General features: G+C 67.9%; 20 protein-coding genes. 12 read left to right on the top strand and 8 right to left on the bottom strand.

Annotated features, from left to right (window positions below):
• Positions 1 to 22 precede the first annotated feature (22 nt).
• Positions 23 to 1,813, bottom strand: a complete 1,791-nt coding sequence (locus ACJ8AT_RS35235) for a CsgG/HfaB family protein (protein ID WP_407742352.1) — start codon at positions 1,811 to 1,813, stop codon at positions 23 to 25.
• A 266-nt stretch (positions 1,814 to 2,079) separates the two neighbouring features.
• On the opposite strand from ACJ8AT_RS35235, the gene ACJ8AT_RS35240 reads away from it, so the two are divergent.
• Positions 2,080 to 3,492, top strand: a complete 1,413-nt coding sequence (locus ACJ8AT_RS35240) for a cytochrome B6 (RefSeq protein WP_407742353.1) — start codon at positions 2,080 to 2,082, stop codon at positions 3,490 to 3,492.
• Positions 3,493 to 3,549: 57 nt separating this feature from the next.
• Here ACJ8AT_RS35240 and ACJ8AT_RS35245 read toward each other — a convergent pair whose 3' ends face one another.
• The 3 genes from ACJ8AT_RS35245 to ACJ8AT_RS35255 all read right to left on the bottom strand — a co-directional run bounded on the left by ACJ8AT_RS35245 (position 3,550) and on the right by ACJ8AT_RS35255 (position 7,966).
• Positions 3,550 to 4,494 carry a TPM domain-containing protein gene (locus tag ACJ8AT_RS35245; protein ID WP_407742354.1) on the bottom strand — a complete coding sequence of 315 codons (945 nt, stop codon included), beginning with the start codon at positions 4,492 to 4,494 and terminating at the stop codon, positions 3,550 to 3,552.
• 43 nt (positions 4,495 to 4,537) lie between these two features.
• Positions 4,538 to 6,160: a DUF4135 domain-containing protein gene (locus ACJ8AT_RS35250; RefSeq protein WP_407742355.1), complete on the bottom strand. Its 1,623-nt coding sequence runs from the start codon at positions 6,158 to 6,160 to the stop codon at positions 4,538 to 4,540.
• Positions 6,161 to 6,259: 99 nt separating this feature from the next.
• Positions 6,260 to 7,966: an HAD-IG family 5'-nucleotidase gene (locus ACJ8AT_RS35255; protein WP_407742356.1), complete on the bottom strand. Its 1,707-nt coding sequence runs from the start codon at positions 7,964 to 7,966 to the stop codon at positions 6,260 to 6,262.
• 82 nt (positions 7,967 to 8,048) lie between these two features.
• On the opposite strand from ACJ8AT_RS35255, the gene ACJ8AT_RS35260 reads away from it, so the two are divergent.
• From ACJ8AT_RS35260 to ACJ8AT_RS35290, 7 genes are all read left to right on the top strand, one after another.
• Positions 8,049 to 8,345 (top strand): hypothetical protein, encoded by a 297-nt coding sequence (locus tag ACJ8AT_RS35260; protein WP_407742357.1) that lies wholly within the window; start codon positions 8,049 to 8,051, stop codon positions 8,343 to 8,345.
• The gene (locus ACJ8AT_RS35265) at positions 8,342 to 10,654 is read left to right on the top strand and encodes a serine/threonine protein kinase (RefSeq protein ID WP_407742358.1); all 2,313 of its coding nucleotides are present in this window, start codon (positions 8,342 to 8,344) and stop codon (positions 10,652 to 10,654) included. Before ACJ8AT_RS35260 ends, ACJ8AT_RS35265 begins: the two co-directional genes overlap by 4 nt.
• Positions 10,655 to 10,657: 3 nt before the next feature.
• On the top strand, positions 10,658 to 11,314 hold the full coding sequence (locus ACJ8AT_RS35270) for a response regulator (protein WP_407742359.1): 657 nt from the start codon (positions 10,658 to 10,660) through the stop codon (positions 11,312 to 11,314).
• 33 nt (positions 11,315 to 11,347) lie between these two features.
• Positions 11,348 to 12,688, top strand: a complete 1,341-nt coding sequence (locus ACJ8AT_RS35275) for a M16 family metallopeptidase (RefSeq protein ID WP_407742360.1) — start codon at positions 11,348 to 11,350, stop codon at positions 12,686 to 12,688.
• Between the two features lie 16 nt (positions 12,689 to 12,704).
• Entirely contained in the window at positions 12,705 to 14,078 is a 1,374-nt protein-coding gene (locus ACJ8AT_RS35280; protein WP_407742361.1) for a M16 family metallopeptidase, read from the top strand.
• The gene (locus ACJ8AT_RS35285) at positions 14,075 to 14,770 is read left to right on the top strand and encodes an RluA family pseudouridine synthase (RefSeq protein ID WP_407742362.1); all 696 of its coding nucleotides are present in this window, start codon (positions 14,075 to 14,077) and stop codon (positions 14,768 to 14,770) included. The genes ACJ8AT_RS35280 and ACJ8AT_RS35285 overlap by 4 nt, the downstream gene beginning before the upstream one ends.
• A gap of 639 nt (positions 14,771 to 15,409) precedes the next feature.
• Complete coding sequence (locus tag ACJ8AT_RS35290; RefSeq protein ID WP_407742363.1) at positions 15,410 to 18,490, top strand: choice-of-anchor A family protein; 3,081 nt, start codon at positions 15,410 to 15,412, stop codon at positions 18,488 to 18,490.
• Between the two features lie 105 nt (positions 18,491 to 18,595).
• Here ACJ8AT_RS35290 and ACJ8AT_RS35295 read toward each other — a convergent pair whose 3' ends face one another.
• The 4 genes from ACJ8AT_RS35295 to ACJ8AT_RS35310 are packed head-to-tail and all read right to left on the bottom strand — an operon-like array spanning position 18,596 to position 21,996.
• Complete coding sequence (locus tag ACJ8AT_RS35295; RefSeq protein ID WP_407742364.1) at positions 18,596 to 19,270, bottom strand: hypothetical protein; 675 nt, start codon at positions 19,268 to 19,270, stop codon at positions 18,596 to 18,598.
• A 56-nt stretch (positions 19,271 to 19,326) separates the two neighbouring features.
• Complete coding sequence (locus tag ACJ8AT_RS35300) at positions 19,327 to 20,031, bottom strand: hypothetical protein (protein ID WP_407742365.1); 705 nt, start codon at positions 20,029 to 20,031, stop codon at positions 19,327 to 19,329.
• A complete protein-coding gene (locus tag ACJ8AT_RS35305; RefSeq protein ID WP_407742366.1) occupies positions 20,028 to 21,383 on the bottom strand; it encodes a hypothetical protein in 1,356 nt (451 codons plus the stop codon). Before ACJ8AT_RS35305 ends, ACJ8AT_RS35300 begins: the two co-directional genes overlap by 4 nt.
• Before the next feature lie 46 nt (positions 21,384 to 21,429).
• On the bottom strand, positions 21,430 to 21,996 hold the full coding sequence (locus ACJ8AT_RS35310; protein ID WP_407742367.1) for a hypothetical protein: 567 nt from the start codon (positions 21,994 to 21,996) through the stop codon (positions 21,430 to 21,432).
• Positions 21,997 to 22,142: 146 nt separating this feature from the next.
• Between ACJ8AT_RS35310 and ACJ8AT_RS35315 the strand changes: the two genes are divergently transcribed.
• The 4 genes from ACJ8AT_RS35315 (at position 22,143) to ACJ8AT_RS35330 (ending at position 26,373) form a co-directional block, all read left to right on the top strand.
• Positions 22,143 to 22,958: an MlaE family ABC transporter permease gene (locus tag ACJ8AT_RS35315; protein ID WP_407742368.1), complete on the top strand. Its 816-nt coding sequence runs from the start codon at positions 22,143 to 22,145 to the stop codon at positions 22,956 to 22,958.
• Between the two features lie 39 nt (positions 22,959 to 22,997).
• Positions 22,998 to 23,735, top strand: coding sequence for an ABC transporter ATP-binding protein (locus tag ACJ8AT_RS35320; protein ID WP_407742369.1), 738 nt, complete (start codon positions 22,998 to 23,000; stop codon positions 23,733 to 23,735).
• A 79-nt stretch (positions 23,736 to 23,814) separates the two neighbouring features.
• On the top strand, positions 23,815 to 25,341 hold the full coding sequence (locus ACJ8AT_RS35325) for an MlaD family protein (RefSeq protein WP_407742370.1): 1,527 nt from the start codon (positions 23,815 to 23,817) through the stop codon (positions 25,339 to 25,341).
• 108 nt (positions 25,342 to 25,449) lie between these two features.
• On the top strand, positions 25,450 to 26,373 hold the full coding sequence (locus ACJ8AT_RS35330) for a PfkB family carbohydrate kinase (RefSeq protein WP_407742371.1): 924 nt from the start codon (positions 25,450 to 25,452) through the stop codon (positions 26,371 to 26,373).
• Positions 26,374 to 26,469 lie beyond the last annotated feature (96 nt).

A 26,469-nucleotide genomic window follows, 5' to 3' on the forward strand; every position in this document is an offset into this window, starting at 1 on the left:
CCGCTCGCGTAACGTCCGGAAGTCACTGGAGTGGCCGGCACTGGGGGACGTAGTTCTTCAAGTATCCATCGAGGTCGCTCTGGCTGCCATGGAGCTCCAGGAAGCGAGCCGCGAGCGCGTGGAACGAGGCACAGTCTCCCGCCTGGGCCGCGGACAAGGCACTGGTGATGAGCAGGCTGCGCAGGTAGGGCTGGAGCTCCTGGGCCTGGCTGCACTTCGCATCCAGCTCGAGGAATAGCTCGCGCGCCGCCTTGTAGCCCTGGATCACCTGCCGCCGGAACAGCTCCTGGGAGTAGCCCGCGAGGATGTCGCGCTTGTCGCAGGAGGCGAGGGCCTGGTTGTACTGCGTCCCCGCGTTCTCGCGGGCGTTGGGTCCCACTCCCAGCGCGGTCTTGATCTTGTTGCTGATGAAGTTGAAGGAGCGCGCGGTCGGGAAGCGATCCAGGAACAGCTGCCACTTCGCGACGGCCTCCTCCACGTGTCCCCGGAGCATGAGCGCATCGCCGTAGAGCTCGAGCACCCGCCGCTCGCGGTTTTCTCGCTGTCCGGGCGGGCTGGCCTCGGCCTCCTGGAGGGCCTGCTCCATCAGCTGGAGTCCTTCCTTCAGGGCGGAGGGCTCCTGGTCCGCGAGCGTGGGGCCCAGCTGGAACGACACGGAGTCGTCTCCACGGCTCCTGCCCGTGAGGATGAACTCGGCCACGGAGAGGGCCGCCTCGTCATCGAACCGCGGCGAGTCATGCTTCGACAGGCGCAGGCGCTCCTCGTCCTCGGGAGCGAGCTTCAGGTCCGTGCGCGAGAGGTAGGAGGCGCCCTCGAGGGCCGTGTGGAAGCGTCGGAAGTGCTCGGCGCTCTCACGAACGTAGGCCAGCGCCTGCTCGCGCCAGAGCTGCAACACCGCCAGGGCCTGGCGCTCGTGTCCGGCCAGGATGAGGTTGGGGTGCTTCGAGGCCAGGTGCGGGCGCAACGTGCGCAGCAGGTACTGCACCCGCATCAGCCGGTAGCCGAGGAGCATGGCGGACCCGGGCTCATCGAGCTCGGCCTGCTGGTGGGACTGGAGGAACTGCGCGGCCCGCTGCCCGAGGGCCTCGTTCGCGTCAGAGAAGGTCTCGGTCCGCTTCGTCTCCGCGGCCTTCAGCCGGGCGAGGATCTGCTCATGGCGCTCACGCGCGAGCAGGAACGTGGGTGCCTTGCTGACCACGGCGGCGAGCTGCTCGCTGGCCTCCTGGAGCTTGCCCTGATCCATGAGATCGATGCCTTGGGAGTAGCTCAGCAGGGTGTCCACGTCCGGGGCCCGGCTCTTGAGCCGCGGAGCCCCGCTGAGCTTCAGCTCCAGGCCCGCCACGAAGCGGCTCACGAGCTGTTGCTGGAGCTCGAAGAGCCGGTTCTTCAAGCCCGTCACCTTGTCGGCGACGAGGACCTTGCCCGTCCCAATCTCGATGAGCTTGATGTCGATGCGAAGCTGCGGATCGACGGCCTGGAACGAGCCGGCCACCGCGTACTGCGCGCCCACGAGCTGGCCCAGCCTCACCGCCGTCTTCGGATCGAAGTACTTGCTGCGCTGGAGCTTCTGCTCGTCGATGATCTGCTGGAGCTTCTCGCGCTCGACGAGCTGGAGCTGGTCCACGGCGGACAGGTCCGTGACCATCATGTCCGCGAAGCCCTTCTGCAGCACGTCGAGCGAGGCATCGCCCGTGTTGTTGTCGAAGTAGAGGACGGCGACCACTCGCTTGGAGGCCGTGCTCTCCGCCGAGGCGAGCACCGGGACGAGCAGGCCCCACAGGGCAATGGCCAGCAAGCGTGAGACGTGAACCATGGGCCTATTAGAGCCCGAACTGCTGGAGCGGTACATCCAGGCCGTGGCGCACCTCCTGGAGATGCCTCCTCCGGGAGCTACCAGGCGCCCCGATCAGGAGTGGGACGTCGCCTGGAGAACGCAGCGGGCCCGGTGGATGTCGGAGCGGCGACACGCTCTCGCAGGGCCCGCTCGGATCATTCGAGACGTTCCTCACCTCGTGCGTAGGGTGCCGCCACTCGTTGATCAGGAGGAGGCATATGCATCAGCGGTATCGTCGGGGCGTCGTGATCGCAGTGGTTGGCGTGGCGCTGGGCGCGGCGTTCGCTCAGTCGACCAAGGATCCCAAGCCGGGCGGTCTCAAGACCCCCACGCCCAAGGAGACCGGGGATCAGACGTACACGATCCCAATCGTCGCCGAGGAGAGCTTCAAGGCTGTCATGGACCGTGACGTGCGAGAGAAGCCCACGGTCATGCGCCGCCAGCAGTCGCTGCTCGAGTCCCGCTACGATCTCGCCAACCGGCCCGCGAAGCTGATGATGGCGGGCGGCCGCAGAGCGATCCAGCAGGGCGTCCGCGTGAAGCTGCCGAGCGGTATGACTTGGGAGAAGCTCGCCAACATGAGCCCGGACGAGATCCGCGAGAAGGGGCTCTTTCCGCAGGGCTTCCTGCCGCTGCCCCACGTGAAGCACGCGGTGGGCGGGCAGGTGTTCCCGCGCATGGAGATCGATGAGATCCGCAAGCAGGAGGGCCGCTCACTCGAGCGGTTCGATGCGGACTTTGATCTCCCCGAGCACCTGCTGCCGGAGTTCCCGCCGCCCATCTTCCTCTCGCAGCGGCCGGACCTGGGGGACGTGTCCCAGGGCAAGGTCCTCACCATCCGCAACTTCTTCGAGCTCATGAACGGCAAGCTCACGCCGGTGCAGATGGAGGGCCTGCGCCAGCTGCTCATTCCCTTCCCGCAGGCGGAGTTCAACGCCACCGACGCCCGGAAGGTGACCGAGGCGAGCCAGGGTGTCGCGTGTCTCGACTGCCACACGAACGGACACACCAACGGCGCCTTCCACCTGACCCCGGATCTGCGCCCGCAGGCCGCGCGCTTCCGGCTCGACACGGTCAGCCTCCGCGGAGTGTTCAACCAGCAGATCCATGGCTCGAAGCGCTCGCTGCGCTCCGTCGAGGACTTCTCCGAGTTCGAGCAGCGCACGGCCTACTTCAACGGGGACATCGCGGACGCCGCCAAGAAGGGCGTCAACGAGCCGGATCGCCCGACCCAGGTGGCGATGATGGCCCAGATGCAGAACATGTTCGACTTCCCGCCGGCGCCCAAGCTGCTGCCCACGGGACGGCTCGATCCGACGAAGGCCACCGAGATGGAGAAGCTGGGCGAGCAGGTCTTCCTCGGGAAGGGGCAGTGCGCGAGCTGCCACCCGCCCATCTCCTCCTTCCTCGATCAGCAGATGCATGACCTGAAGGTCGAGCGCTTCTACAAGCCGCAGATGATCAACGACGAGCTGATCCACGCCGACGGCCCCATCAAGACGTTCACGCTGCGGGGCATCAAGGACTCGCCGCCGTACCTGCATGACGGGCGCCTGCTGACGCTGGAGGACACGGTGGAGTTCTTCAACCTCGTGCTGGGCACGAAGCTGGAGCAGCGCGAGAAGGACGCGCTCGTCCAGTACATGCTGGCGCTCTGAGCAGCGCCAGCACCCGCGAGTCTCTCAGGGGAGGCTCGGGCCTGGCACCCACGCGTGCTACCAGCTCGAGCCTCCGCCTCCCGAGCCGTCCGAGGACGAGCTGGAGCTAGAGCTGGAGCTGGAGTCGCTGCTGGACGAGGACCAGGAGGAGTCCGAGGACGACGAGGACCAGGAGGAATCACTCGAGCTCGAGGAGCTCTCGACGAGCTGGGAGATGATGTACCTCTCGTTGAAGGAGTAGCCGCACGCCCCGCAGGTGAAGGTGTGCATCCCTTGTCCGGACGAGGAATAGGTCGGCTCCAGGGTAATGTGGGTGGTCTTCTTCATCCGCGTGCCGCACTCCCTGCACTTGCGGGCAGACATCCACCACAGCGCGAGGATCCCCGCTCCCACCCCTCCCAGCCCGATCATCTCGATGTGATTGGCGATGAAGTCAGAGACGCGATTCAGCACAGGCTCCGGGTAGTATTCCGAAGCCGGGCTCTGGACGACGGGCGGCGAAGACGTGCTGCCGGAGGAGATCCGGGCGGCGATGGCCTCCAGCCCTGCGCGGATGGCCCCGGCGCGATCGCCGCTCCGGAGCTTCGGCGCCACCACGTCCGAGCAGATGGAGCTGGAGGTCCCCGAGTTCAGCACTCGGGCCAGATCCGTCCCGGGCTGGATGTAGAGCATGCGCGGGTTGAGCACCACCAGCAGGAGCGCGCTCTTGCGCCCCGCGTTCCACTGATTGAGGGTGCGCACCGCGGCGGACTTGGGAAGCTCTTCCGTGCCGTCGATGAGAGTCACCACCGCGAGCCGGGCGCCGGTCTGCCGCTCCAACTGCTCTCTCAGCGTGGTGAGCTGGGTGAGCTCCTCCGGCTTGAGCAGATGGGCTTCATCGTAGATCCACGAGGGTGGGGGAGAGGCTGGAATGTCCGCCCAGGCCGCCGAGGAGACGGAAAAGAGAGCCAGCAGGCCCAACGTGGAGGCCCATCGAATCCCACGCGCTTTCGTCAGGTACATCCGGTCCCTTCCTATGGCTGAACTTGGGGAGAACAGCTCCGGCTCAAGCGAGCGCCTGCTCGAGCTGGCGCTTCAAGGTGTGCTTCTCCTGCGCGGCGGCCATCCGGTTCTTCATCGCTGTCACATGGACTCGCACGGCGAGCGTGTTCGAGACATCGATCTCATTGCCGCAGCTCGCTACCGTGATTCCCAGGGCTCCCGACGGATCCTGCAACGACACGGCGCTGTGCGGTGTGATGTACGCCGCCGGCGTCGAGTTGCTCACTCCCGCGTAGCGGATGAACCAATTCGGGAAGCTCAGCCCCGGCAGGTTGGTGCCCGGAGGCAACGTCCCCGCCAGGTAGTGCTCGACGCCGTTGATGTAGAAGCCGGACATCATCGAGGTGCTCAGCGGCACACGCGCCAGGGGCCTGAGGACGTCGAACAACCGCGACCAGGCCAGCACCGCGTCCGCGTGCGCAGCGACAGCGTCCACGGCCTCTCCCAGCCCCTCTTGCAGGTTCTGCAGGTGGGTCCGTCCGGCGATCAGCCCTCCGCCCACGGTGCTGGAGATATAGGAGTTGTCGTCGTCCGGGCTCCGCCGCTGGTTCACCGCGTCTGCCGTGATGGAGTTGCGGCGGCCTTCCCACGCGATGAAGGTGCCACCCACGATGCTGGAGGGCACGCTGGCCGAAGGCTTCAGCGCCGTGGCGAGCGCCGAGTGCACCACCTTGTTCTCGGTCCGCGAGGGGTAGGAGAAGCTCATCTCCGCATCGATCAAATACGGCCCCTCGGCCGTCGCCATGCAGTTCTCCTGGTGCAGGTCTGTCAGCCCGAACATGCAGGCGACGCCCGCGAGGCGGCCGAACTTGTGGAAGAACCCGGGAATGTGCGCTGGCGCGATCTGCCGGGCGCGTTGCTTGAACTCCATGTAGCCGTAATGGCCGTCGTCCTTGCGGCCCCCCGGGATGACGCGCAGCACCGGCAGCTCCACGCCGAGCAGCGCGAACAGGCTGTCCGTGTGGGTGCCCAGCCCGAGCAGGTGGGGCCTCGTCAGCCGGAACGAGTCCGCGTCTCCCATCAGCAGCATCTGGAAGGTGAGCTCCGAGGGCTTGTAGACGAACTTGACGCCCGTCGAGGACGTCACGATGGCGACGCGGTGCGCGCACTTGTGCGGGTCGCTGCCCGCGATGAAGATGGACTGCACGGAGTGGGTGAAGTTGAACGCCTGCCTCAGCAGGTTCGCATCGTGGAGGATGCGCCCCGTCATGCTCAGGGCAAAGCCAATGTGCGAGTCGATGACGTATTGGATGAGCTTCGCCACGCGCTCGCTGCGCGTCTCGGGCTGGGCCGAGAACAGGCTCTTGATGCCCTTGATGAGGCTCGACGTGGTGGTGGGAGGGCTCCACTCCCCGTAGCGCTGCAGGATGGCGGCGCACATGCACGGGCCCAGCAGATCCAGGGCGGCGCGCTCCATGAAGTTGGAGGACTCCCAGACCGCGAGCCACCCCGGGGGCGCCTCGTGCCGCAGGGCTTGACCCATCCAAGACGCCAGCTGACCGAGCGCCGCTTCAAGGTGCGGGAGGGAGGCCTCCTGGAGTTCTTCGGGGGGGCGGCGCATCTCCTCGATGCTCTGAAACGTCTCTCGTACGCTCCGCAGGGCATTCCTGATGGCTGCGTCGAACATGGGCTGGGCTCCTCTGGCCTCCAGCGTCGGCCCGTTGCCCGATCCAAGTCAAAGACCGGGGGGAGCGGCTTGGCCCAGCAGACTCCCAGCGTAGGGACGTTACTCCTTGCCCGAGCCCTTCGGCGGGCCCTCGCTGCCCAGCGGTGACAGCTTCCCGGACAGGGCGCCGGCCTGCTCGTGTGGCATCAAGTCCCGCGGCGAGCGGTAGTACTGCATCGGCGAGTAGTGCAGGAAGTTCGAGACGCGGCTGGTGTACAGGCACGCGTACTGCTCCACCTGGTAGCCGAAGCGGCTGTTCTCGTTGCCCTCCTTGAACAGCAGCCCCCAGTACGGGTTGAAGCCTTCCTCCACGTCCCGCTCCAGCGTGTCCGCGATCCCCGTCGCCTCCTTCAGCGCCCGGCGCACAAAGTCCAGCTCCGCCTTCAGGTGCCGCCGCGTCTCCTCTTCCCGCGCCCGGTCCGCGGGGCTCTGCGCGTCCCGCTCGATCCGCCGCTCCAGCGCGTTCAGCGCCGTCTTCAAGGCGTTCACCTCGTCATCCAGGCGCGCCCGCGTCACCTCGATCTCCGACAGCCGCGCGATCTCCTCCTGCCGCGAGTCCGTGTAGGTGATCTCGTCCTCGATCTCCTGCACCACCATGCACGTGCGCCACAGCGAGGACTTCTTCGACTTCAGGATGTCGCCGTAGATGTGATCGCCCACGTAGAGGATGGTCTCGCCCCGGTGGCCGGTGAACTCCTCGAACTGCGCCAGGTTGCCGCCCGAGTACACCTTGCCGCGCTCCAGGCTCTTCGCCTCGCCCACCACGGGCCCCGCCTCCGTGGAGCTGTCCAGCTCCAGGAACGGCCGATCCCCGCCGAAGAACCCCGGCTTGCCCGCCGCCGTCACGACGAAGTCGAAGTAGTTGCGCCAGCTCGGGTACTCCGGGAGCGTGCCGTCCAGCAGGTAGCGCATCACCGCGTCCGTGTAGTCCCACGCCGAGTTCGTCAGCAGGAACAGCCGCTTGCCCCCGGAGCGCAGCTTGTGCAGCGCCGGCCCCAGCTCCGGATCCAGGAAGATGTAGCGCGACAGATCCTTGCGCACCTCGCGCTTGAGCGAGTTGTCCCGGTGCACCGTGTCGATCGCCTCGCGGATGTTGTCGTAGAGCTTGCCGTAGTCCACCCGCTGGCCCAGCGACTCCAGCAGCTCGATGATGCCCGCGAACAGACACGTCTCCGGCAGCGCGAACAGCGTGTCGTTCCACGCGAAGCGCGGATCCCTGGGGCGCACCAGCTTGTTGCGGTACAGCTCGCGCCGCACCTCGGGCGTGAGCGGACGCAGCCCGTGCCACCCGCGCCCCACGTGCCCGAACCGATCCATCTTCAGGATGTTGCCGTGCACGCGGTCCACCGCCAGCCCGCGCATCACGAAGTGGTGATCGTAGAGCAGGTGGCCGATGACCGGGTTGTACCCGTACTCGCCCACCAGCTTCGCCAGCGTCATGTCGAACGAGAGCTGCTCCAGCCGGCGCATGTGGTAGATGGCCAGCGTGTAGTCCATGTCGAAGCCCACCAGCTCGATGCTCGACATGCGCAGGTTGCGGTTGACGAACACGTCCCTGGCCCGAGGCACCTCCGGGCGCTCGCGCGGCCGGGTGAGCAGGCGGGAGAGCCCCTCGTCGTTCAACAGTTCCTGGGCGCGGCGGGCCGCTTCCTCGGCGCGGGCCTGGTTCAGCGCCGAGCGGAAACTGCCGTGCAGGGGATCCGGAGTGGAGCCGCCGGGGATGGGGGTGTTCGCGGGTGCAATGGGTGCCAAGGGACTCCAAGTCATAACACGCGCCTCGCGCTCCAGCACCCGGACGGTGAGTCCTCCTTGCGGGTATGCAAGGGAGCGTGGCACGCTCGGGGGCTCGATGCGGTCCCCAGCCAGACGCCAGCCCTCGGACGCCGAGATCCACGCGCGGCTGTCCGCTCGAATCGAAGCCCTGGAGGACCGGGTGCGTCGGCTGGAGCAGCACGTGCGCCGCGCCGCGTCAGTGGGCCAGGTCCGCGCCAAGGCCAGCACTCCCGCTCGGCAGGCGAGGCCCCAGCGGCCTCGGCCCCGGTGCCCTGGCTGCACGCTGGAGCTGCCCCGCGGACGCCGGGGCGAGACGTGCGTCTGGTGCGGCTTCCACTTCTCCGCCGTCCGGCGCCGGGCAGGCAAGGGATGACGGCCTCCTACCGGCTCACCGGGCAGATCGAGGCGGGAGACCTGGCCGAGCTCTACAAGGCCTCGCGGGAGTCCTCCGGCGACGTGGTGGTGAAGCTGTTTCACCCAAAGACTTCGGATCCGGCCTACGCGCGGGCGCTGGCCGAGACCTCGAGCGTGCTCGCCTCGCTGCCTCATGCGGGCATCGTCCACTCCGTGGACATCGGCTTCGTGAAGCAGCGGCTCGCCGTGGTCCGCGAGCATGTGGACGGCTACACGCTGGGCACGGTCCTCCAGCGGCTCCATACCAAGGAGGTCATCCTCCAGTCGGCCCTCGCGCTCTATCTGGTCATCCAGCTGCTGGAGACGGTGCAGCAGGCGCACGATGCGGGCGTCATTCACGGCGCCATCACTCCCGGCAACCTGCTGCTGTCCCGCGAGGGCGTGCCGGGCATCTGCGACTTCGGCGCGCTGAGGGCGCTGATGGCGGTGCCGGAGCTCAAGCGCAGCTTCGCCACCCGAGGGCGCAGCGCCTACCGCGCTCCCGAGGTGGGCCGTGGGGATGAGCCCTCCGCCGTCTCGGATGTCTACTCGCTGGGCTCGATCGCGTACGAGCTGCTCACCCTGCGCGAGGCCGTTGTCTCCGGTGGCAGCCTCAGCACCCGGAGCGGAGGGCTGCCGCCTCCGAGCCGCCTGGATCGCCGCATCAACTCGCGGCTGGATCCGCTCATCCTGCGCGCGGTGGATCCGCTGCCCAGCCGGCGCTACCGCTCGGCGGGAGACTTCGCCTCGGTGCTGCGCAACTTCTTCTCCGCCAGCGGCGGCATGCCGGGCCAGGAGGATCTGCGCCGCTTCATCCGCGAGCTGGTCCCCAACGAGGTGAACCTCTCCACGCTCGGGGCCGTGCCTTTCTCCGAGCCCTTCTCGCTCACCCCTGTCTCCGGCGCCGAGATCGCCCACGTGCACGCCGAGCCCCTGGAGGCCTCGGTGGTGACGCGTATCCCGTTCAGCCGCTCGCTCAGCGAGGACGAGGCGGCGGCGGAGACCACGGAGGCGCCGCCACAGTTCGAGGAGTACAAGCCCGAGGCCTGGGGTGCGCGCGAGCCCACCCAGGCGGCCTCGCCCACGCAGGGAGTCTGGGGCGCTCAGGAGTCCACCCAGCTGGGCACTCCCGAGCAGGAGGTCGCGCTGGCGCCCACGCGCATCGCCGCCACCCTGATCAAGCCCGCGCTGGAGTCCACCCACGTCTCCCCGCCCAAGGTGGAGCCCACGCTGGACTCCACTCCCGTCGAGCCGCCCAGGACCGAGGCCTATCTCCCGCTCGAGCCCACCCGCGCCGGCCAGCAGCCCCCGGTGGCCGAGAAGGAGGACACCGAGCCGAGCCGCGTGGGCCCGCTGGAGAAGGGCTGGGAGGCTCCACCCGGCGCTGCGCCGCCCAAGGCGCGCAAGCAGCTCGTGCCGCTGGGCGGCATCATCGGCTCCAAGGAGGGCACCCAGGTCGGCCGCAACCCGCGCCTCAAGTGGGTGGAGGACTTCTCGGAGGAGAAGACGCGCCTCGCGGACGAGCTCAAGCCGGAGCCTCCCTCCAAGGGCGGTACCTCTGCTCGTGCCGCGCTCCCGCCTTCACCGCAGCAGCCCTTGCGCGCGATGCCCGCGTCCATGCGGCCACCGCCTGCCGAGGAGCCCACCCGGGCCTATGTTCCCAGGGAGCGGACGGAGATCCCCATGCCGCCGCCGACGAGCGAAGGCATCTCCATCGGGAATGACGGGCGGCGCCTGCTCACGGAGGAGCGCAACCTCCTGGCCATCGCACGCCGCAAGCGCCATGCGCTGGGGCTGGCCACCGCCATCGCGGTGGTGGGCGTGTTCGCCTTCACCCTCGCGGTGTGGCAGTTCCAGGCGCCTCCGCCCCCGCGGGCCTCGGTGCCGCAGCCGGAGAAGCCCCCGGCGGATCCTCGCGCCTCCGCCATCAGCGGCGCGGTGGAGCAGTACGGCACCCCGCCTCAGCCTCCCAAGCCCGCTCCCAAGCCCGAGTCGTCCAAGTCCACGCCCGGCGCTTCGGAGGGGCGGGAGGAGGGCGTGGAGCCGCCTCGGCCCGATGCAGACTCCGCCTTCCTCACCTTGCGCACCAACATGCCCGCGCGTGTCTTCATCGACGGGGTGCTACAGCGCAAGCGGGCGCCGCTGGCGAAGTATCCGGTGAAGGCCGGCAACCGGAGCTTCACCCTGGAGTCCCTGTCGACGAAGCAGCACGCCGAGTTCAGCCTGCGCTTCGAGCGCGGCGAGCACCGCGTGATCGAACAGAAGTTCGAGTCCACCCCGAGGCGCTAAATCATGGAGCGGACCCGCGTCTACGTCGTCGAGGATCAGCCCCAGCTCCTCAAGAACCTGATCAAGGTGCTGGGGACGTTCGAGGAGCTGGAAGTGGTCGGCACCTCGCAGGATGGCGAGGAGGCCGTGGAGGACATCGTCCGCGTGCGGCCCCAGCTCGTGCTGCTGGACTTGGAGCTGCCGGGCATCAACGGCATCCAGGTCACCCAGCGCGTCAAGCGCCGCGCCCCCGAGGTGGAGATCCTCATCCTCACCTCGTTCGAGGACGAGCAGAAGGTGTACGAGGCCATCCAGGCCGGGGCGTCGGGCTATCTGGTGAAGCGGGTGGGGCCGGAGAAGATCCGCTCCGGTATCCGCGAGGTGATGGAGGGCGGCACGGTGCTCGAGCCCATCATCGCCCGGAAGTTCTGGAACTACTTCCAGTCCATCCAGGCCAAGCCGCCCGAGAAGAAGGAGAACCCCTGGGGCCTCACCCCCACCGAGTTCGAGGTGCTGCGCTACGTGGCCAAGGGCCTGTCCAACGCCGAGGTGGGGCAGGTGATGACCCTGGAGCGCCGCACCGTGCGCACCCACTTGTCCCATATCTATCGAAAGATGGGAGTGAACTCGCACGTGGAGGCCGTAGTGTTGGCCCTGCGCGCTGGCATCGTCGACTTGTAGCGCCGCTGCCTCGTGCCGGGTATACGAGGGGCCATGCCCAAGGCTCCTCCGCGTCCTGCTGCTCCGAAGGCGGATCCCGCCCTCCAGTCCCTGCTCGAGGTTCACGAGGCCACCCTGTCCAATGGCCTGCGCGTGCGCTTGCTGGCCAACAACCAGACGCCCGTCATCAGCCTCTACACCTTCTTCCAGGTCGGCTCGCGCAACGAGCGCCCCGGCATCACCGGCATCAGCCACCTCTTCGAGCACATGATGTTCAACGGGGCCAAGAAGTACGGCCCCAAGGAGTTCGACCGTGTGCTCGAGTCCAACGGCGGCCGCTCCAACGCGTACACCTCCAATGACATGACGGTGTACTACGACGACTTCTCCTCGGACGCGCTGGAGACGGTGCTGGATCTGGAGTCGGACCGGATGCGCTCGCTGCGCATCTCGGATGCCACGCTCACCAGCGAGCGCGAGGTGGTGAAGGAAGAGCGCCGCGTCCGCGTGGACAACGAGATCACCGGCATGCTGGACGAGGAGCTGGGCACGCTCGTCTACAAGGCCCACCCGTACCGCTGGCCGGTGATTGGCTGGATGGCGGACATCGAGAACATCTCCCGCCGCGACTGCGAGGACTACTTCCGCACCTACTACGCCCCCAACAACGCGGTGCTGTACCTGTCCGGCGACTTCGATCCGAAGAAGACCCTGTCGCTGATCCGCCGCTACTACGGGGATATCCCCAAGGGGCCCAAGCCGCTCCAGGTGATTGACGCCGAGCCGCTGCAGAAGGGCGAGCGCCGCGCCGTCATCCGCCACCCGGCGCAGTCTCCCTCGCTGATGATCGGCTTCCGCGGCCCGCGCGCCACCGAGGCGGAAACCATGGTGCTGGATGTCATCCAGTACGCCCTCAACAAGGGCGAGGGGAGCCGGCTGGTGAAGGGGCTCGTCTACGAGCAGCAGCTCGCCGTGTCGGTGATGTTCGACTGGGGCTGGCGCATTGATCCGGGCACGATCGTCCTCTACCTGGAGCTCAAGCCGGACTCGGATCCTCAGAAGGCCGAGGCCGCCCTGTATGCCGAGCTGGAGAAGGTGGCTCGCGAGGGCCTCACCGAGCGCGAGCTACAGAAGGCCAAGAACAACCTGCGCGCTGATCAGCTCCGCGAGCTGGGCACCAACACCGGCCGCGCCCACGCCCTGGGCCACTACGAGGCCCTGCTGGGCTCGTGGCGCGAGATGCTCACGCTCCCCAACCGCTATGCCTCCATCACCAATGAGCAGGTGAAGGCCGTCGCGGCGAAGTACTTCGCTCCGGATCGGCGCTCGGTCGTCACCCTGCTGCCCGAAGCCGAGCCCCAAGCCGAGTCCGAATCCATTGCCGCCTCCGCCTGAGCCCCGAGGAAACCTGATGGCCTCCCGTTCCCGCGCCACCCCGAAGAAAGAGAAGTCGGCGTCTTCGCGCCAGCTCAAGCTCCCTGAAGTCACTGAGACGTCCACCTCCAGCGGCTTGCAGGTGCTCGCCGCCGAGCGCGGGCCTCTGCCGCTGGTCTCCATGCGCCTGGTGCTGCGCGCCGGCAGCGCCACCGATCCCAAGGACAAGGAGGGGCTGGCCGACTTCACCGTGCGCCTGTTGCGCCGCGGCACCGCCCGGCTGAGCGCCGACGCGATCGACGAGGCCGTCGAGTTCGTGGGCGCCAGCCTCGCCACCGGGGTGAGCGAGGACCTGATGTCCCTGTACATCACCACGCCCGCCGAGCACTTCCCGGAGATGCTCTCCGTCCTGGGACAGCTCGTCCGCGAGCCCCTCTTCCCGGAGAAGGAGGTGGAGCTGGCTCGCGAGCGCGCGCTGGCCCAGTTCGCCAATGATCTGGACGATCCCAGCTCCGTGGCGGACCGCGCCTTCACCCGCGCGCTGTGGGGCGACCACCCCTATGGGCATGACGTGGGCGGCTCGGCCTCGCACGTGCGCACGTTCACCCGCGCGGACGTGGAGCGCTTCTACCGCGAGCGCATCGGCCCCAAGGGCGCCCTGCTGGTGGTGGTGGGCGCGGTGAAGCCCGAGGTTGTCGCCGCCGAGGCCGAGAAGGCCTTCGGAGGGTGGGGGCAGAAGGATCAGCTCGAGCCCCAGCCGGCCCCACCCGTGGAGGGCGGAGTCCAGGCGGGCAAGATCATCCTCGTGGACAAGCCGGACCAGACGCAGTCCCAGGTGCGCATCGGCGGACCGGGCTACCGGCTCGGCCACCCGGACTACTTCGCGGCCACGGCGATGAACATCGCCCTGGGCGGTGGGTTCACCTCGCGGCTCGTCAATGAGATCCGCGTCGAGCGCGGCCTGTCCTACAGCGTCGGCAGCTACTTCGACGCCATGAGCGCTGGCGGCGCCTTCGCGATCAGCACCTTCACCAAGACGGCCTCCACGCGCGAGATCATCAACGTGGCCCTGGGCGAGGTGGCCAAGATCCGCAAGGGCGGCATTACCCCTCGCGAGCTGAAGTCCGCGCAGACGTACCTGGCTGGCCTCTACCCGATGCGCACCGAGACCAATGAGTCCGTCGCCTCCATCCTCGCGGACATCCGCGTGCACGGGCTGGGCGAGGACTGGGTGGAGAAGTTCCGCGAGCGGCTGCACGCCGTGACGGCCAGGCAAGTCAAAGAGGCCTCCGCCAAGTATCTGTTCCCCAAGGCCCCGGCCATCGTCCTGCTCGGCAAGGCCTCCGAGGTGCAGAAGCAGCTCAAGGGCCTGGGCCCCGTCACCGTCGTGCCGGTGTCGGAGTACGAGTGACCGAGCTCCACGTGCTCCACGAGGGCGCGGGAGTGCTCGTGGTGGCCAAGCCCGCCGGGGTGCTCGTCATCCCCGGGCGCGGCGAAGGCGGGCCATCCCTCCGAGAGCAGTTGGAGGAGCAACTGCACCGTAAAGTCTTTGTGGTGCACCGGCTGGATCGCGACACCTCCGGGGTGCTCGTGTTCGCGCTGGATGCCGAGCGCCACCGCGCCCTCTCCCAGGCCTTCGAGTCCGGCCAGGTGAAGAAGCGCTACCGGGCGCTGGTGCAGGGCAGGGTGGACGCGCCCCAGCTGGTGGACGCGGCGCTGGTGCCCGCGCGCAAGGGCCGCATGCGAGTGGCTCGGCCCGGCGAGCAGGGCAAGCCCTCTCGCACGCGCCTCCGCCCCGTGGAGAGCTTCGAGAGGGCCTCGCTCGTGGAGGCCGAGCCGCTCACCGGCCGCACCCACCAGATCCGCGTCCACCTGCTGCACGTGGGACACCCGCTGCTGGTGGATCACCAGTACGGCCGCGCCGAGCTCCTCACCGAGAAGGAGCTGGGTGGGTCAGGCGACGCCCAGGTGTTGGCGAGGACCCCCCTGCATGCGGCGCGGCTGGAGTGGCCCGTCCTGCCAGGCCTGGAGCCGCGCGCCGTGGAGGCCCCGCTGCCCGAGGACATGAGCCGCGCCCTGGAGCTGCTGCGCCGCCGCCCGTGAGCGTCAGCTTCCGACGCGTCGGCGTCCCGGGCTGACGCGTCGCCGCCACCCGTGCGCCCTGCGGTCGACGTGGACCCCGGCGCTTCCGCTCGGAACCTCCCATTTCCACCTCACTTCAACGCGGGGCACGGTCCTTGCTTTACGCTTTGAGTGTCTTCTTCCATAAAGTGTAGGATATCTGGCTATACCTGCTTCTAGAGGATGTCCGCGATAAAGATGATGCACTTATTCGCGGATTATTCTAGAACAGCTAAACAGTCGGGAGTCGGGGTCCATCCAATGGCCGGGCCGTTCGAGGCACAGCGAGAGCAACTCAAGGTTCGGCGGCAGCCACTCGCCGCCCGTGTCTGCTCCGTGACTGCGGCCTACAGCAGGCCTGTGCGGCTCACCTTGCCAGTGGGCCAGAGGGCCTTCACTCTCCAGAGCACCCACGCTGCAGGAAGCTCGGTTCGCTGTATTGCCCAAGTGAATGTCCTGCCTCTTGCTTCGGCGCTCGCACGCCGCGGCGCTGTCCCTCTCCTACACCTCTGCTGAAGCACTCAACTCGTTCTCACCCTGGTCGTCTTCGCACCTCTACAGTTTTCAACAACACGAGAATTTCGCAGTCCTTGAGAAATGCCCCCACAAGGGAGGAGCGCAATGCAGCAACTCAGCCGCAGTTGGAAGGGATTGATGACGGCGGGCCTGTTGGCCTGGACCGCCGCATGTGGAGGAGGCGCCTCGCAAGATGCGACTTCGGGCAACGGCCAGGGCGCGGCTCTGACGGATGCCGTCAAAGAGCCGGGCATGCCGCCCTCCAGCTCCGAGAGCTCGTCCGCTCAGAAGCAGGCCCTGGTGACGGCCATGGCGAGCGCCAACCCCCTGGCGCCCGTGGTCACCGAGTCCGGCTTCATCTCGCTGTCGGTGGATGGCATTGGCACCAACGCCGCGTCCGGCGTGGTGCAGGTCAACAAGCCCTCGGCGAACGCCACCGTGAAGGCCGCGTACATGGCGGCCGCCAGCACGGGCTTCTCCAGCTATCAGATCCCCAACGGCGGGGTGAAGATTGACGGGCAGAACGTCACCTGGAGCCGCACCATCCCCAGCGGCATCTCCTCGTACAACCACTGGGCGGACGTCACCTCGCTGGTGAGCAGCAAGATCAACTCCGCGCCTGTGGGCCGGGTGAACTTCACCATCACCGAGTCGAGCACCACCAGCGTGGATGGCGAGATCCTCGCCGTCATCTTCAACAACCCGGCCTCGCCCACTGTCAACACGGTCATCCTGCTGTTCGGCTCGCAGAGCACCAGCGGGGACGTGTTCCGCATCGGCCTGGCCGACCCCATCAACAAGAGCGATCCGAACCTGGGCCTGGACCTGTCCCTGGGCATCTCCTTCGGCTACCAGACGGGCACGACCTCCGAGCGGCAGATCAGCCTTATCGACGTCAACGGCCAGCGGATGACCTCCATGGCCGGCGGCCAGGATGACGGCGCCAACGAGGACGGCGCGCTGCTCACCGTGGGCGGCCTGGATGACTCCAACGCCAACCCCAACCCGACCGCCAATGGCCCGGGTCCGCGCGGCGACGACGAGCTCTACGATCTGCGGCCGTTCGTGGCGCAGGGCGCCACGCAGATCTCCATGTTCACGCAGAACCCCTCGAACGACGACAACATCTTCTTCGGGGCGCTGAACCTGACCTCGGCCGTCGCCATCGTGGGCGAGGGCATCGTCCTGGGGCCCGCGACGTCGAGCGGCGCGGTGGGCACCACCCACACCCTGACGGCCACCCTGCAGGACAACAACGGGCAGCCGCTGATCAACCGGACGGTGACGTTCACGGTGATCGCCGGCCCCAACGCCGGCAAGACGGGCACGGGCGTGACGAACAGCCAGGGCCACGCCACCTACTCCTATACCGGCGGCAGCGCCGCGGGCCGGGATGAGATCCAGGCCTCGTTCGTGAAGAGCAGCGGGCAGACGGGCGTGTCGAACTCCGCCTACCGTGACTGGTTCATCCCCAACCGTGCTCCGATTGCTTCCTGCTCCAACCTGGAGCTGGAGGCGGACGCGGTGTGCGGCGCCTCGGGCTCCGTCAACCATGGCTCCTCGGATCCGGATGGGGACGCGATCAACTGCACCCAGTCGCCCGCCGGCCCGTATGGCCCGGGCGTCACCAACGTCACCCTGACGTGCACCGACTCGAAGGGCGCCAGCGCCAGCTGCTCCGCCACCGTGCAGGTGATGGATCACTCTGGCCCGGCGATCAGCTGCCCCGCCAACAAGGTGGCGGAGTGCAACGAGGGCGCCGCCTACGTGGACACGGGCGTGGCCACCGCCACCGACAACTGCAGCGTGGCCGAGGTGAACAGCCCGCAGCCCGCGTACTACCCGCTGGGCATCAGCACCGTGACGCACACCGCGAAGGACTCCTCGTACAACACGGCCAGCTGCACCGAGCTGGTCACCGTTCAGGACACCCTGCAGCCGACGATCACGCTCGGCGGGTCCAGGGCGGTGGTGGTGGAGTGCGGCGCTCCCTACACGGAGGCGGGGGCCACGGCCGCCGACTCGTGCGAGGGCAGCCTGCCGGTCACCGCGGTGGGCGGCGTCAACACCCACGTCCCGGGCGCCTACGCCGTGACGTACTCGGCGAGCGACAGCTCGGGCAACAGCTCCAGCACCACGCGCTCCATCAGCGTCGTGGACACCCTGGCGCCGGTCATCACGCTCGAAGGGGCTGACCAGATCTACCTGGCCTGCGGCGATGACTACACCGAGCTGGGCTACACGGCCTCGGACGCGTGCGCCGGTGATCTGACGAGCTCCGTCGTCACCCACGGCGGCGTGGATGGCTACTCGTCTGGCCAGTACACGATCACCTACACCGTGGCTGACAGCGCGGGCAACACCACCACGACCCAGCGCAATGTCACGGTCGGGCCGTGCAGCACCAACACCTGCATCAACGTGCGCCTGAACGACTACAACGTGTTCCTGCTCGGCGACTACAACGGGGGTCACGACGTGCTGGGCAAGGTGGCGGCGGGTGGCAACATCGTCCTGGACAACTTCGCGGTGGGCTCGGCCCTGCCGGCCAGCGACACGGCCAACGTGCTGGTGGCGGGTGGCAACCTGACCCTGTCCAACGGCGCTGTCTGGGGTGACGCCGTCTACGGCGGCAGCCTCAGCTCCGACCAGACAGTGTCGTTCCCGCGCGGCAGCGCGTCTCAGGGCACGCCGATCGACTTCACCGCCCGCGGTGACGAGCTGCGCAAGCTCTCCAGCGATCTGGCCGCCCGGCCGGTCAATGGCACCAAGACGCGGTACAACTGGGGTGGCATCTACCTGCAGGGCACCGACTCGAATGTGAACGTGTTCAACGTGCCCGCCTCCGACTTCAACGGCGCGGTGTTCTTCTCCATCGACGCGCCGGCTGGCTCGCTGGTGGTGGTGAACATCACCGGCCCGTCGGCCTCGTTCGGCGGCTTCGGCACCCAGTTCAGCGGTGGCATCGATCAGCACGGCGTCCTCTACAACTTCGTGGACGCCACCAGCATCACCGCCAACGGCTTCGGCTTCTGGGGCACGGTGCTGGCGCCGAAGGCGGACATCACCTTCAACAACGGCAGCTTCGATGGTGGCATCTACGCCAAGTCGCTGACTGGCAACGCCGAGGGCCACATCAACCCGCTGAACGATCACGACATCTGCGACGCGGCGCAGCTGAACTGATCTCCTGAGTCCACCCGCCCTGCCTGGATCCATCCAGGCCGGGTGGGAAGGGGCCCCAGCACTCCACGGCTGGGGCCCCTTTTCATTTTCCGAGGCGCCCGAGGCTCAGGGCTTGGCCAGGAAGAATTCGTTCGAGCTGCCCGTGTGCCCCGCGTAGTCCTCGACGATGAGGGACAGGGTGCTCTCGGCGGAGTCCTGGGCGGTGAACTCCTGCTGGAGCACTCCCACCTGGAAGGCGTCACTCACCTTGGGGTTCACGTTCCCCTGGGTGGAGCGAACGATCACCCGGCCCTGGAAGAGCGCCGCGTCCGGCCCCTGGGCCCGCATTGTCACGGCGAAGGGCTGGCCGCGGACCTGGGGGCCGATGGGATCGATCGTAAAGCCGGTGAGGTTGAGCGGAGGCTTCACCTCGAACCCCTGCTCGAGCACCACCTGCCGCCCATCCTCGAACTGCACCCGCAGATCCTGCAGGCCCATCGGCAGCCAGGGGATGATGTCCAGCGTGAGCCGGCGCCCGTGGTCGTCGATCCGAGAGAGCTCGAAGTCCCGATCGCCGACGCTCGCCTTCACGGGAGGCGTCACCATCACCCGCCCGGAGTCCCCACCGTAGTCCACCTGGACCGGGAACTGGCCGTCGAGGTTGAGGGTCAGCAGGAACCTCGAGTCCGCCGGCATGCTCGCGGGCTCGGCGGAGGAGAGGAAGGGCAGGGGCGTCTCGGCCGAGCCACATGCGCACAGCCACAGCACGGGCATGGACACCCATTGGCGCCTGACGGACATCTTCGAACCGACCCCCTGGAACGAGCGCGGACCTTTCCGCGTCCCCCCAGCGTCGCTCAGTTCGGGCGGACCCGGAAGGAGTTCGACAGCCCCTTGTGGCCCTGGGTGTCTTCCACCAGGAGGTAGATGTTGGCCCCGGGGTGGGACATGGAGAGCTCCTCGACGAGCACTCCGTCCACGAAGGCCCCCGGGGTGACGAGCGTCAACGTCCCCACGCTGGCGCGCAGCGACACCGGGGCCTGGAAGAGCTTCGCCTCCGGCCCATCGGCCCTGAGGGTGATCTGGAACGGCCTGTCGCGGACCTGCTCCGGGATGGGATCGATCAGGAAGCTCCGGACGCCGCCCACGAATCCATCCTGGGGATTCGGGTTGGGGCCGTTGAGCGTGGCCGCTGGAACCACCGAGAAGGCTTGCTCGCGCACGGCCTCGCGCCCGTCCGCCAGCGTGAGCTGGACGTCGTAGGCTCCCTCGGGCAGCCCCTCGGGGACGGGGACGATGAGCGTTCCATCCGGCTCGGCGAAGGGGACGTCCACCTCCTGCCCGGCGAGGCGCATCGCCATGCTCAGCTGCGCGGGGTCCACGCCGCCCGCCTGGTAGTCCACCGTGAGCGGCAGCACCGCGTCCACTCGCACCGAGAGGGTGGAGGGGACGCCCGCGGCCACCTGCCCAGGCATCACCGAGACGATGGAGGGGGGCGGGAGCTGCGTGGGCCCGCAGGCGCAGAGCAGGAGCGGCCACAGCACCCAGGAGGTTCGCTTCATGGTTCGTACCTCACGCCGATGGTGGCGCCCGCTCCGCCGAGCTGGGCATCCAGGCGGCCTGTGCGGGCGGGGCCGTATTCGCCCCGCAGCTCGCCCAGGACGCTCACGCGGCCCAGACGGTAGGCCCCTTGCGCGGCCAGGAAGGCCATGGCGCCCAGCTTGCTCTCGCCAAAGCCCGGCTGGAAGTCGCTGGAGACATGGTGCTGGAAGGGGAGGACTCCCGCTCCCAGGCGGCCGTACAGGGTGAAGCCCGAGCGCTCGAACACGGCCAGGCGCGCCGAGGCCAGCACCGGGCCCGCGAGCACGCTCGAGTGCAGCGTCCCGTAGCCCTGGATCGTGGCGTCCAGCGAGGCGCGGCGCAGCCCCACCTCCAGCTCCGCCGCGAGCTGCTCGTTCCAGACCGGGAGAGGGTAGGAGGCTCCCAGGGCCAGCGTGGGCCCCCGGTTGGCGCCTCCGGCGAAGAAGCCTCCCGCCAGCAGGTGCACCGCCACCTTCTTGGGGCGGGCCGTGGGCGCAGGCGGAGGCGCGCTCACCACCACCACGGGCTTCGGCGGCTCCTGCGTCGTCACGCCGGCCTGGGCCCGCGCGGTGTCCTGCCCGTCACGGCGCCGCGCCTCCACGGAGACGGACTTCGCCTCGGGCGAGGGGCTCACGCGGTAGCGCAGCGGGGCTCCGGGCTGAGGCTCCAGCCGGGCGCCCTCGGAGGCGAGCTGGAGGTCCGCGGCGCTCAGCGGCTCCTCTCCCGCCACCACCAGCCAGCCGCCCGAGACGGGCACGGGATCCGGCGAGAGCAGCGCCACCAGGGGGTGGTGGTCCGGCACGTCGATCTTCACCACGCGGTCCGTCTTCAACGTCCCGCGCGTGGCCAGCACGTGCGCCTCTTTCATTCCGGGAGGGACCTCGATCGGCACCTGGGCCCGGCCTCGGCGATCCGCCTTCACCGGCCCGAACTGCGTGCCCCCGAGATCGATCACCACCTCCGCGCTGGGATCCGTCGTCACCGGCAGCGTCGTCCGCCCCAGCAGGGGGATGCGGACGACTGCCACCTCGGGCGGCACCCCGGGCGGGCTCACGTAGAAGAGCAGGAACGCGGCCAGCGGATAGCGGACGTCCGGCGGCGTCCACTGGAACTTCCGGACCGCGCCCGCCTCCACCACCTCCTGCGCGAAGCTCCCGGCGGAGGCCTTGGCTCGCACGGGGCCGGTGCCCTCGGGCACGCGGACTTCCAGCGCCACCGCCTTGTCCTGCCCGAGCACCACCTTGGCCGGCGTCGCCCGCACCTCCGGCGCTGCCGCCGCCGCGACTCCCGGCACAACTCCCAGAGCAACGGAAAGCAGGAACAGCAGGCGCATAAGGAACTCCCAGCGAAGATCACTCCTCGCCGGGGTTCTGGTCAATTCATTCCTCGGAGGGAGCCGTTTCGGGCGCCTCCGGAGCAGCCGCCTCTGTGGTCGAAGGTGAGAGCGGCTTGTCCGCCGGGCCCGTGGGGCGGGCGCTCGGCGGGCTGAAGGCGGGCTTCTCGGAGGGGGCGCCGCCGCGGCCGTGCACCAGCGTCTTCGACTCGGACTTGAAGGTGATGTCCACCTTGTCCCCGCGCACCGCCGTCACCAGGCCCAGCCCGAAGGTGGGGTGCTGAAGCACCTGGTCCACCTGGTAGGTGTCCTTGGGGCTGTACTTCGGCGCGTTGGCGAGATCCTTGCCGGCCAGCTGGTCCTCGAAGGAGATGACGACCTTCTCGGGCTTGTCCGCCCGGGCCGTGCTGGCGCGAGAGGAGGTGCCACGAGAGGAGGCCGTGGGCCGGTCCGTGATGCCGGGCGCGCTGCGGTAGACGTGGTCGCCTCCACACGTGTTGCAGCGCACGCGGACAATCTTGGTGCCCACCATCGCGAGGATGGTGTGAGCCAGGGTGAGCTTGCAGCGAGTACAGAAGGCATCAACCTCGCCGCCAACCTTATAAGTAGCCATCGGGGTGCTCGGTTCGGGCCTTGGGGGCCCGGGTCATGAGAAAAAGGGGGGGCGCAACATAACGATCAGCCCCAAGGAAGCACAACACGTCTCCACCGGGGACTTGTGCCGCTGAACCGGGCACGTAGAGTGGGGACCGACCCGCCATGGCCACCGAGAACGCAGACAAGGCGCCCAAGGAGCCCAACCTCCTCCTGCAGTCGATCGAGAACTTTGGCAAGGGGGCCATGGGTGTCGTAGCCGATATTGGCGGGGTGTCGCACCTGGCGTTCCAGGTTGCCCGCTGGTCGCTCAAGCGGCCCTACCGGTTGCAGAACCTGTTTGCCCAGCTGGACTTCGTGGGCGTGGGCTCCATCTTCATCGTCGCGCTCACCGGGCTGTTCACCGGCATGGTGTTCGCCCACCAGTCCTCGCGCGCCTTCGAGTTGTTCGACGCCGAGAGCATGGTGGGCCCCACGGTGGCGCTCACCCTCACGCGCGAGCTGGCGCCGGTGTTCTCCGCGCTCATGGTCACCATGCGCGCAGGCTCGGCCATGTGCACGGAGCTGGGCACCATGCGCGTCACCGAGCAGGTGGACGCCCTGGAGACCATGGCCGTCAACCCCATCCAGTACCTGCTGGTGCCCCGGGTGCTCTCCGGCCTCATCATGGTGCCGGTGCTCACCATGATCTTCAACACCGCGGGCATGGGCGGCTCCTACTTCGTGTCCGTGGTGGCCAACGCCATCTCCGCCGGCACCTTCCTCAACCGCACCCAGCAGTGGCTGGACCCAATTGATTTGTACGAGGGCCTGATCAAGGGCGCCATCTTCGGGCTCTCGGTGACGCTGGTGTGCTGCTACAAGGGCTACAACGCCTCGGGCGGCGCCAAGGGCGTGGGCCAGGCCACCACCCAGGCCATGGTCACCAGCGCGCTGTCCATCTTCATCCTCGACTTCTTCGTCGGCGTGATGCTGCACTAGATGAGCTCCGCCGCCTCAGAGCCGGCCGCCGGACGGCCGATGATCCAGATCGTCGATCTGCACAAGACGTTCGGCGACAACAAGGTGCTCACCGGGATCAACCTCACCATCCCCGAGGGCAGCACCTGCGTCATCCTCGGCGGCTCGGGCTCCGGGAAGACGGTGCTGATGAAGCACATGATCGGCCTGCTCAAGCCGGACCAGGGCCGGGTGATCGTCGACGGGCAGGACATCGTCCCGCTGGGGGACGCGGTGATGGAGCAGGTGCGCCGCAAGTTCGGCATGGTGTTCCAGGCCGCGGCCCTGTTCGACTCGATGAACGTGTACCAGAACGTGGCCTTCCCCCTGCACGAGCACACCAAGCTGCCCGAGGAGAAGATCCACGAGATCGTCCGCTCCAAGCTGGACATCATGGGCCTGCCCCCCTCGGTGGAGTCCAAGTTCCCGGCGGACCTGTCTGGCGGCATGCGCAAGCGCGTGGGGCTGGCGCGCGCGGTGGTGATGGAGCCGAAGATCGTCCTCTACGACGAGCCCACCACGGGCCTGGATCCCATCACCACCGACTACGTGGACGAGATGATCCTGGCGGCCCAGGAGAAGCTGAAGGTGACCAGCGTGGTCATCAGCCATGACATCGCCTCGGCCTTCAACGTGGCCGACTTCATCGCCTTCCTGTCCAAGGGGTTGATCATCGAGTTCGGCCCGCCGGAGCAGCTGCGCGCCTCGACGAACCCCGTGGTGCAGAAGTTCCTACAGACATGGTTCGAGAAGAACTAGCCGTGCACAGGGAAATGCTGGCACGCGGGCCCCAAACCGCTAGAGTCGTCGCGGCCGGACCCCTTTGGAGTCACCCCAGGTGAAGAAGCTCGTCACGCCGTTCCGTGTAGGACTGCTGGTGATCGCCGCAGGGGCCTTCTTCTTCGCGTTCTTCATGTTCGCGCGGAAGGGAGGTCTGAGTGACAAGGACTCCACCCATGTGTGGGCGTACTTCCGGGACGCCTCGGGCCTGAGCGCCAAGAGCCGCGTGCAGATCGCCGGCATCGGCGTGGGCGAGATCAACCAGATCACCCTGGAGGGCACGCGCGCCAAGGTGTGGCTGCGCATCCGCAAGGACGTGGAGCTGCACGAGGACGCCGTGCTCACCAAGCGCTCGGAGTCCCTGCTGGGGGACTACCTGCTGGATCTGAGCCCCGGCACCGAGCAGGCCCCCGCCATGCAGGACAACGGGCAGATCCGCCGGGTGATCGACACCCAGGGCATGGAGGCCGTGTTCCAGTCCTTGAGCCAGATCACCGCGGACATCCAGCAGGTGACGGCGGCGCTGAGGGACGTGCTGGGCGGAGAGAAGGGCACAGGCTCCTTGCAGCACATCGTGGAGAACCTCATCCGCCTGTCGGACTCCGTGGACCAGACGGTGCGCGCCAGCGGCGAGCGGCTCAACGCCATCCTCACCAACTTCCAGGGCGTGTCCGAGGACGTGCGCGGGCTGACGCGCGAGAACGAGGCGGAAGTCACTCGGATCGTCGACAACATCGAGGGGATTACCAAGGACGTGCGCGAGGTGCTCACCACCGTGAAGAAGGTGGTGGGCACCAACCAGGGCGATCTCCAGGAGGGCGTGGCCAGCCTGAAGGAGACGATGCAGAAGCTGGATCGCACCCTGGGCAACCTGGAGGACATCACCCACACGGTGAAGGAAGGCAATGGCGTGGTGGGCACGCTGCTGACGGACAAGCAGCTGGGCCAGAAGCTCACCGACGCGGTGTCGGACGTGACGGACTACGCCAACCGGATCACCAACCTGCAGACGGAGGTGGGGCTGCAGAGCACCTACCTGGTGGCCCAGGGCCGCTCGAAGAACAGCCTCTCGCTGCGGCTGATCCCCAAGCCGGACAAGTACTACCTGCTGGAGATCATCGACGATCCGCGCGGGCTGGTGGAGGTGCAGGTGGTGCAGAACAACCCGCCCGCCTCCGGCCAGCCCGTGGTGCAGACGCAGAAGATCACCAAGGAGACCTTCAAGCTCAGCGCCCAGTTCGCCAAGCGCTACTACTTCACCACGCTGCGCTTTGGCCTGATCGAGTCCACCGGCGGCGTGGGCGCGGACCTGCACTTCCTGGAGGACGCGCTGACGCTGAAGATGGACGCGTTCAACTTCTCCGCGGAGGAGCTGCGCTACCCGCGGCTGCGCGCCACGCTGCGCGCCCAGGCCTTTGATCACCTCTTCGTCTCGGCGGGCTTGGACGACATCCTCAACGCCCAGCAGCGCGACACGGCCACCCGGCGCCTGATCGCCGGCCGGGACTTCTTCTTCGGCGGCGGCATCTTCTTCACGGACGATGATCTGAAGGCGCTGCTGCCCTCCATCCCGCTGCCCAAGTGACGCCCCCGGCTTGACGTAGCGGCGGGAACATCGTACCCCCCTGAGGCACGGGTCTTGCCCTGAGCGCCGTGCCCGGAGTCTTCAACCCCAGGCATCCCAGGAAGCATCATGTCTCTGCTCGTCGTCGGCTCGGTCGCGCTGGATTCGGTGGAAACCCCCTTCGGGAAGAAGGAAGAGGTGCTGGGCGGCTCGGCCACCTTCTTCTCCACCGCGGCCTCCTTCTTCAACCCGGTGCAGCTGGTGGCGGTGGTGGGCGAGGACTTTCCCGAGGCCCACGTGCAGTTCCTGCGCGCCCGGGGCATTGGCCTGGACGGCCTCACCCGCGAGAAGGGCCGCACCTTCCGCTGGAAGGGCAAGTACGGCTTCCAGCTCAACGAGGCGCAGACGCTGGACACCCAGCTCAACGTCTTCCAGAGCTTCGCTCCCAAGCTGCCCGAGTCCTACCGCGCCGCCCCCTACGTCTTCCTGGGCAACATCCACCCAGAGCTCCAGTCCCAGGTGCTGGATCAGGTGAAGGCCCCCCGCCTGGTGGCCGCCGACACCATGAACTTCTGGATCCAGGGCACCCGCGAGGCGCTGCTGAAGACCCTCAAGCGGGTGAATCTGCTCTTCGTCAATGACGCGGAGATCCGCCAGCTGTCCGGCGAGCACAACATCGTCAAGGCCGCTCGCGCGGTGCACGCCATGGGCCCCAGCCGCGTCGTCGTCAAGCGCGGCGAGTACGGCGCGCTGCTCTTCGAGCGCGATCACATCTTCGCCTGCCCGGCCTTCCCGCTCGAGGAGGTGTTCGATCCGACCGGGGCGGGGGACACCTTCGCTGGCGGCTTCATGGGCACCGTGGCCACCGCGGACCGCCTGGATCGCGACGTCATCCGCCGCGCCATGGTCATGGGCAGCGTCATGGCCTCCTTCACCGTCGAGCGCTTCAGCTTGGATCGGCTCAGGGACTTGACCCAGAAGGAGATCCACAAGCGCTTCAGTGATTTCCGGCAGTTGACCCACTTCGAGGAGCTGGCTCCCCCGCAAGGCTGAAAAAACGGCACTCCCCGACTTGACGGATGTGGGACGGCCACGTACGGTGCGCCCCCGCTGTCATTTTTGCAGACTCCTGGAAGACACGGGGAGGCC

Origin of the sequence: Hyalangium sp. (genome assembly GCF_045802625.1) — a bacterium.
Classification (GTDB): domain Bacteria; phylum Myxococcota; class Myxococcia; order Myxococcales; family Myxococcaceae; genus Hyalangium.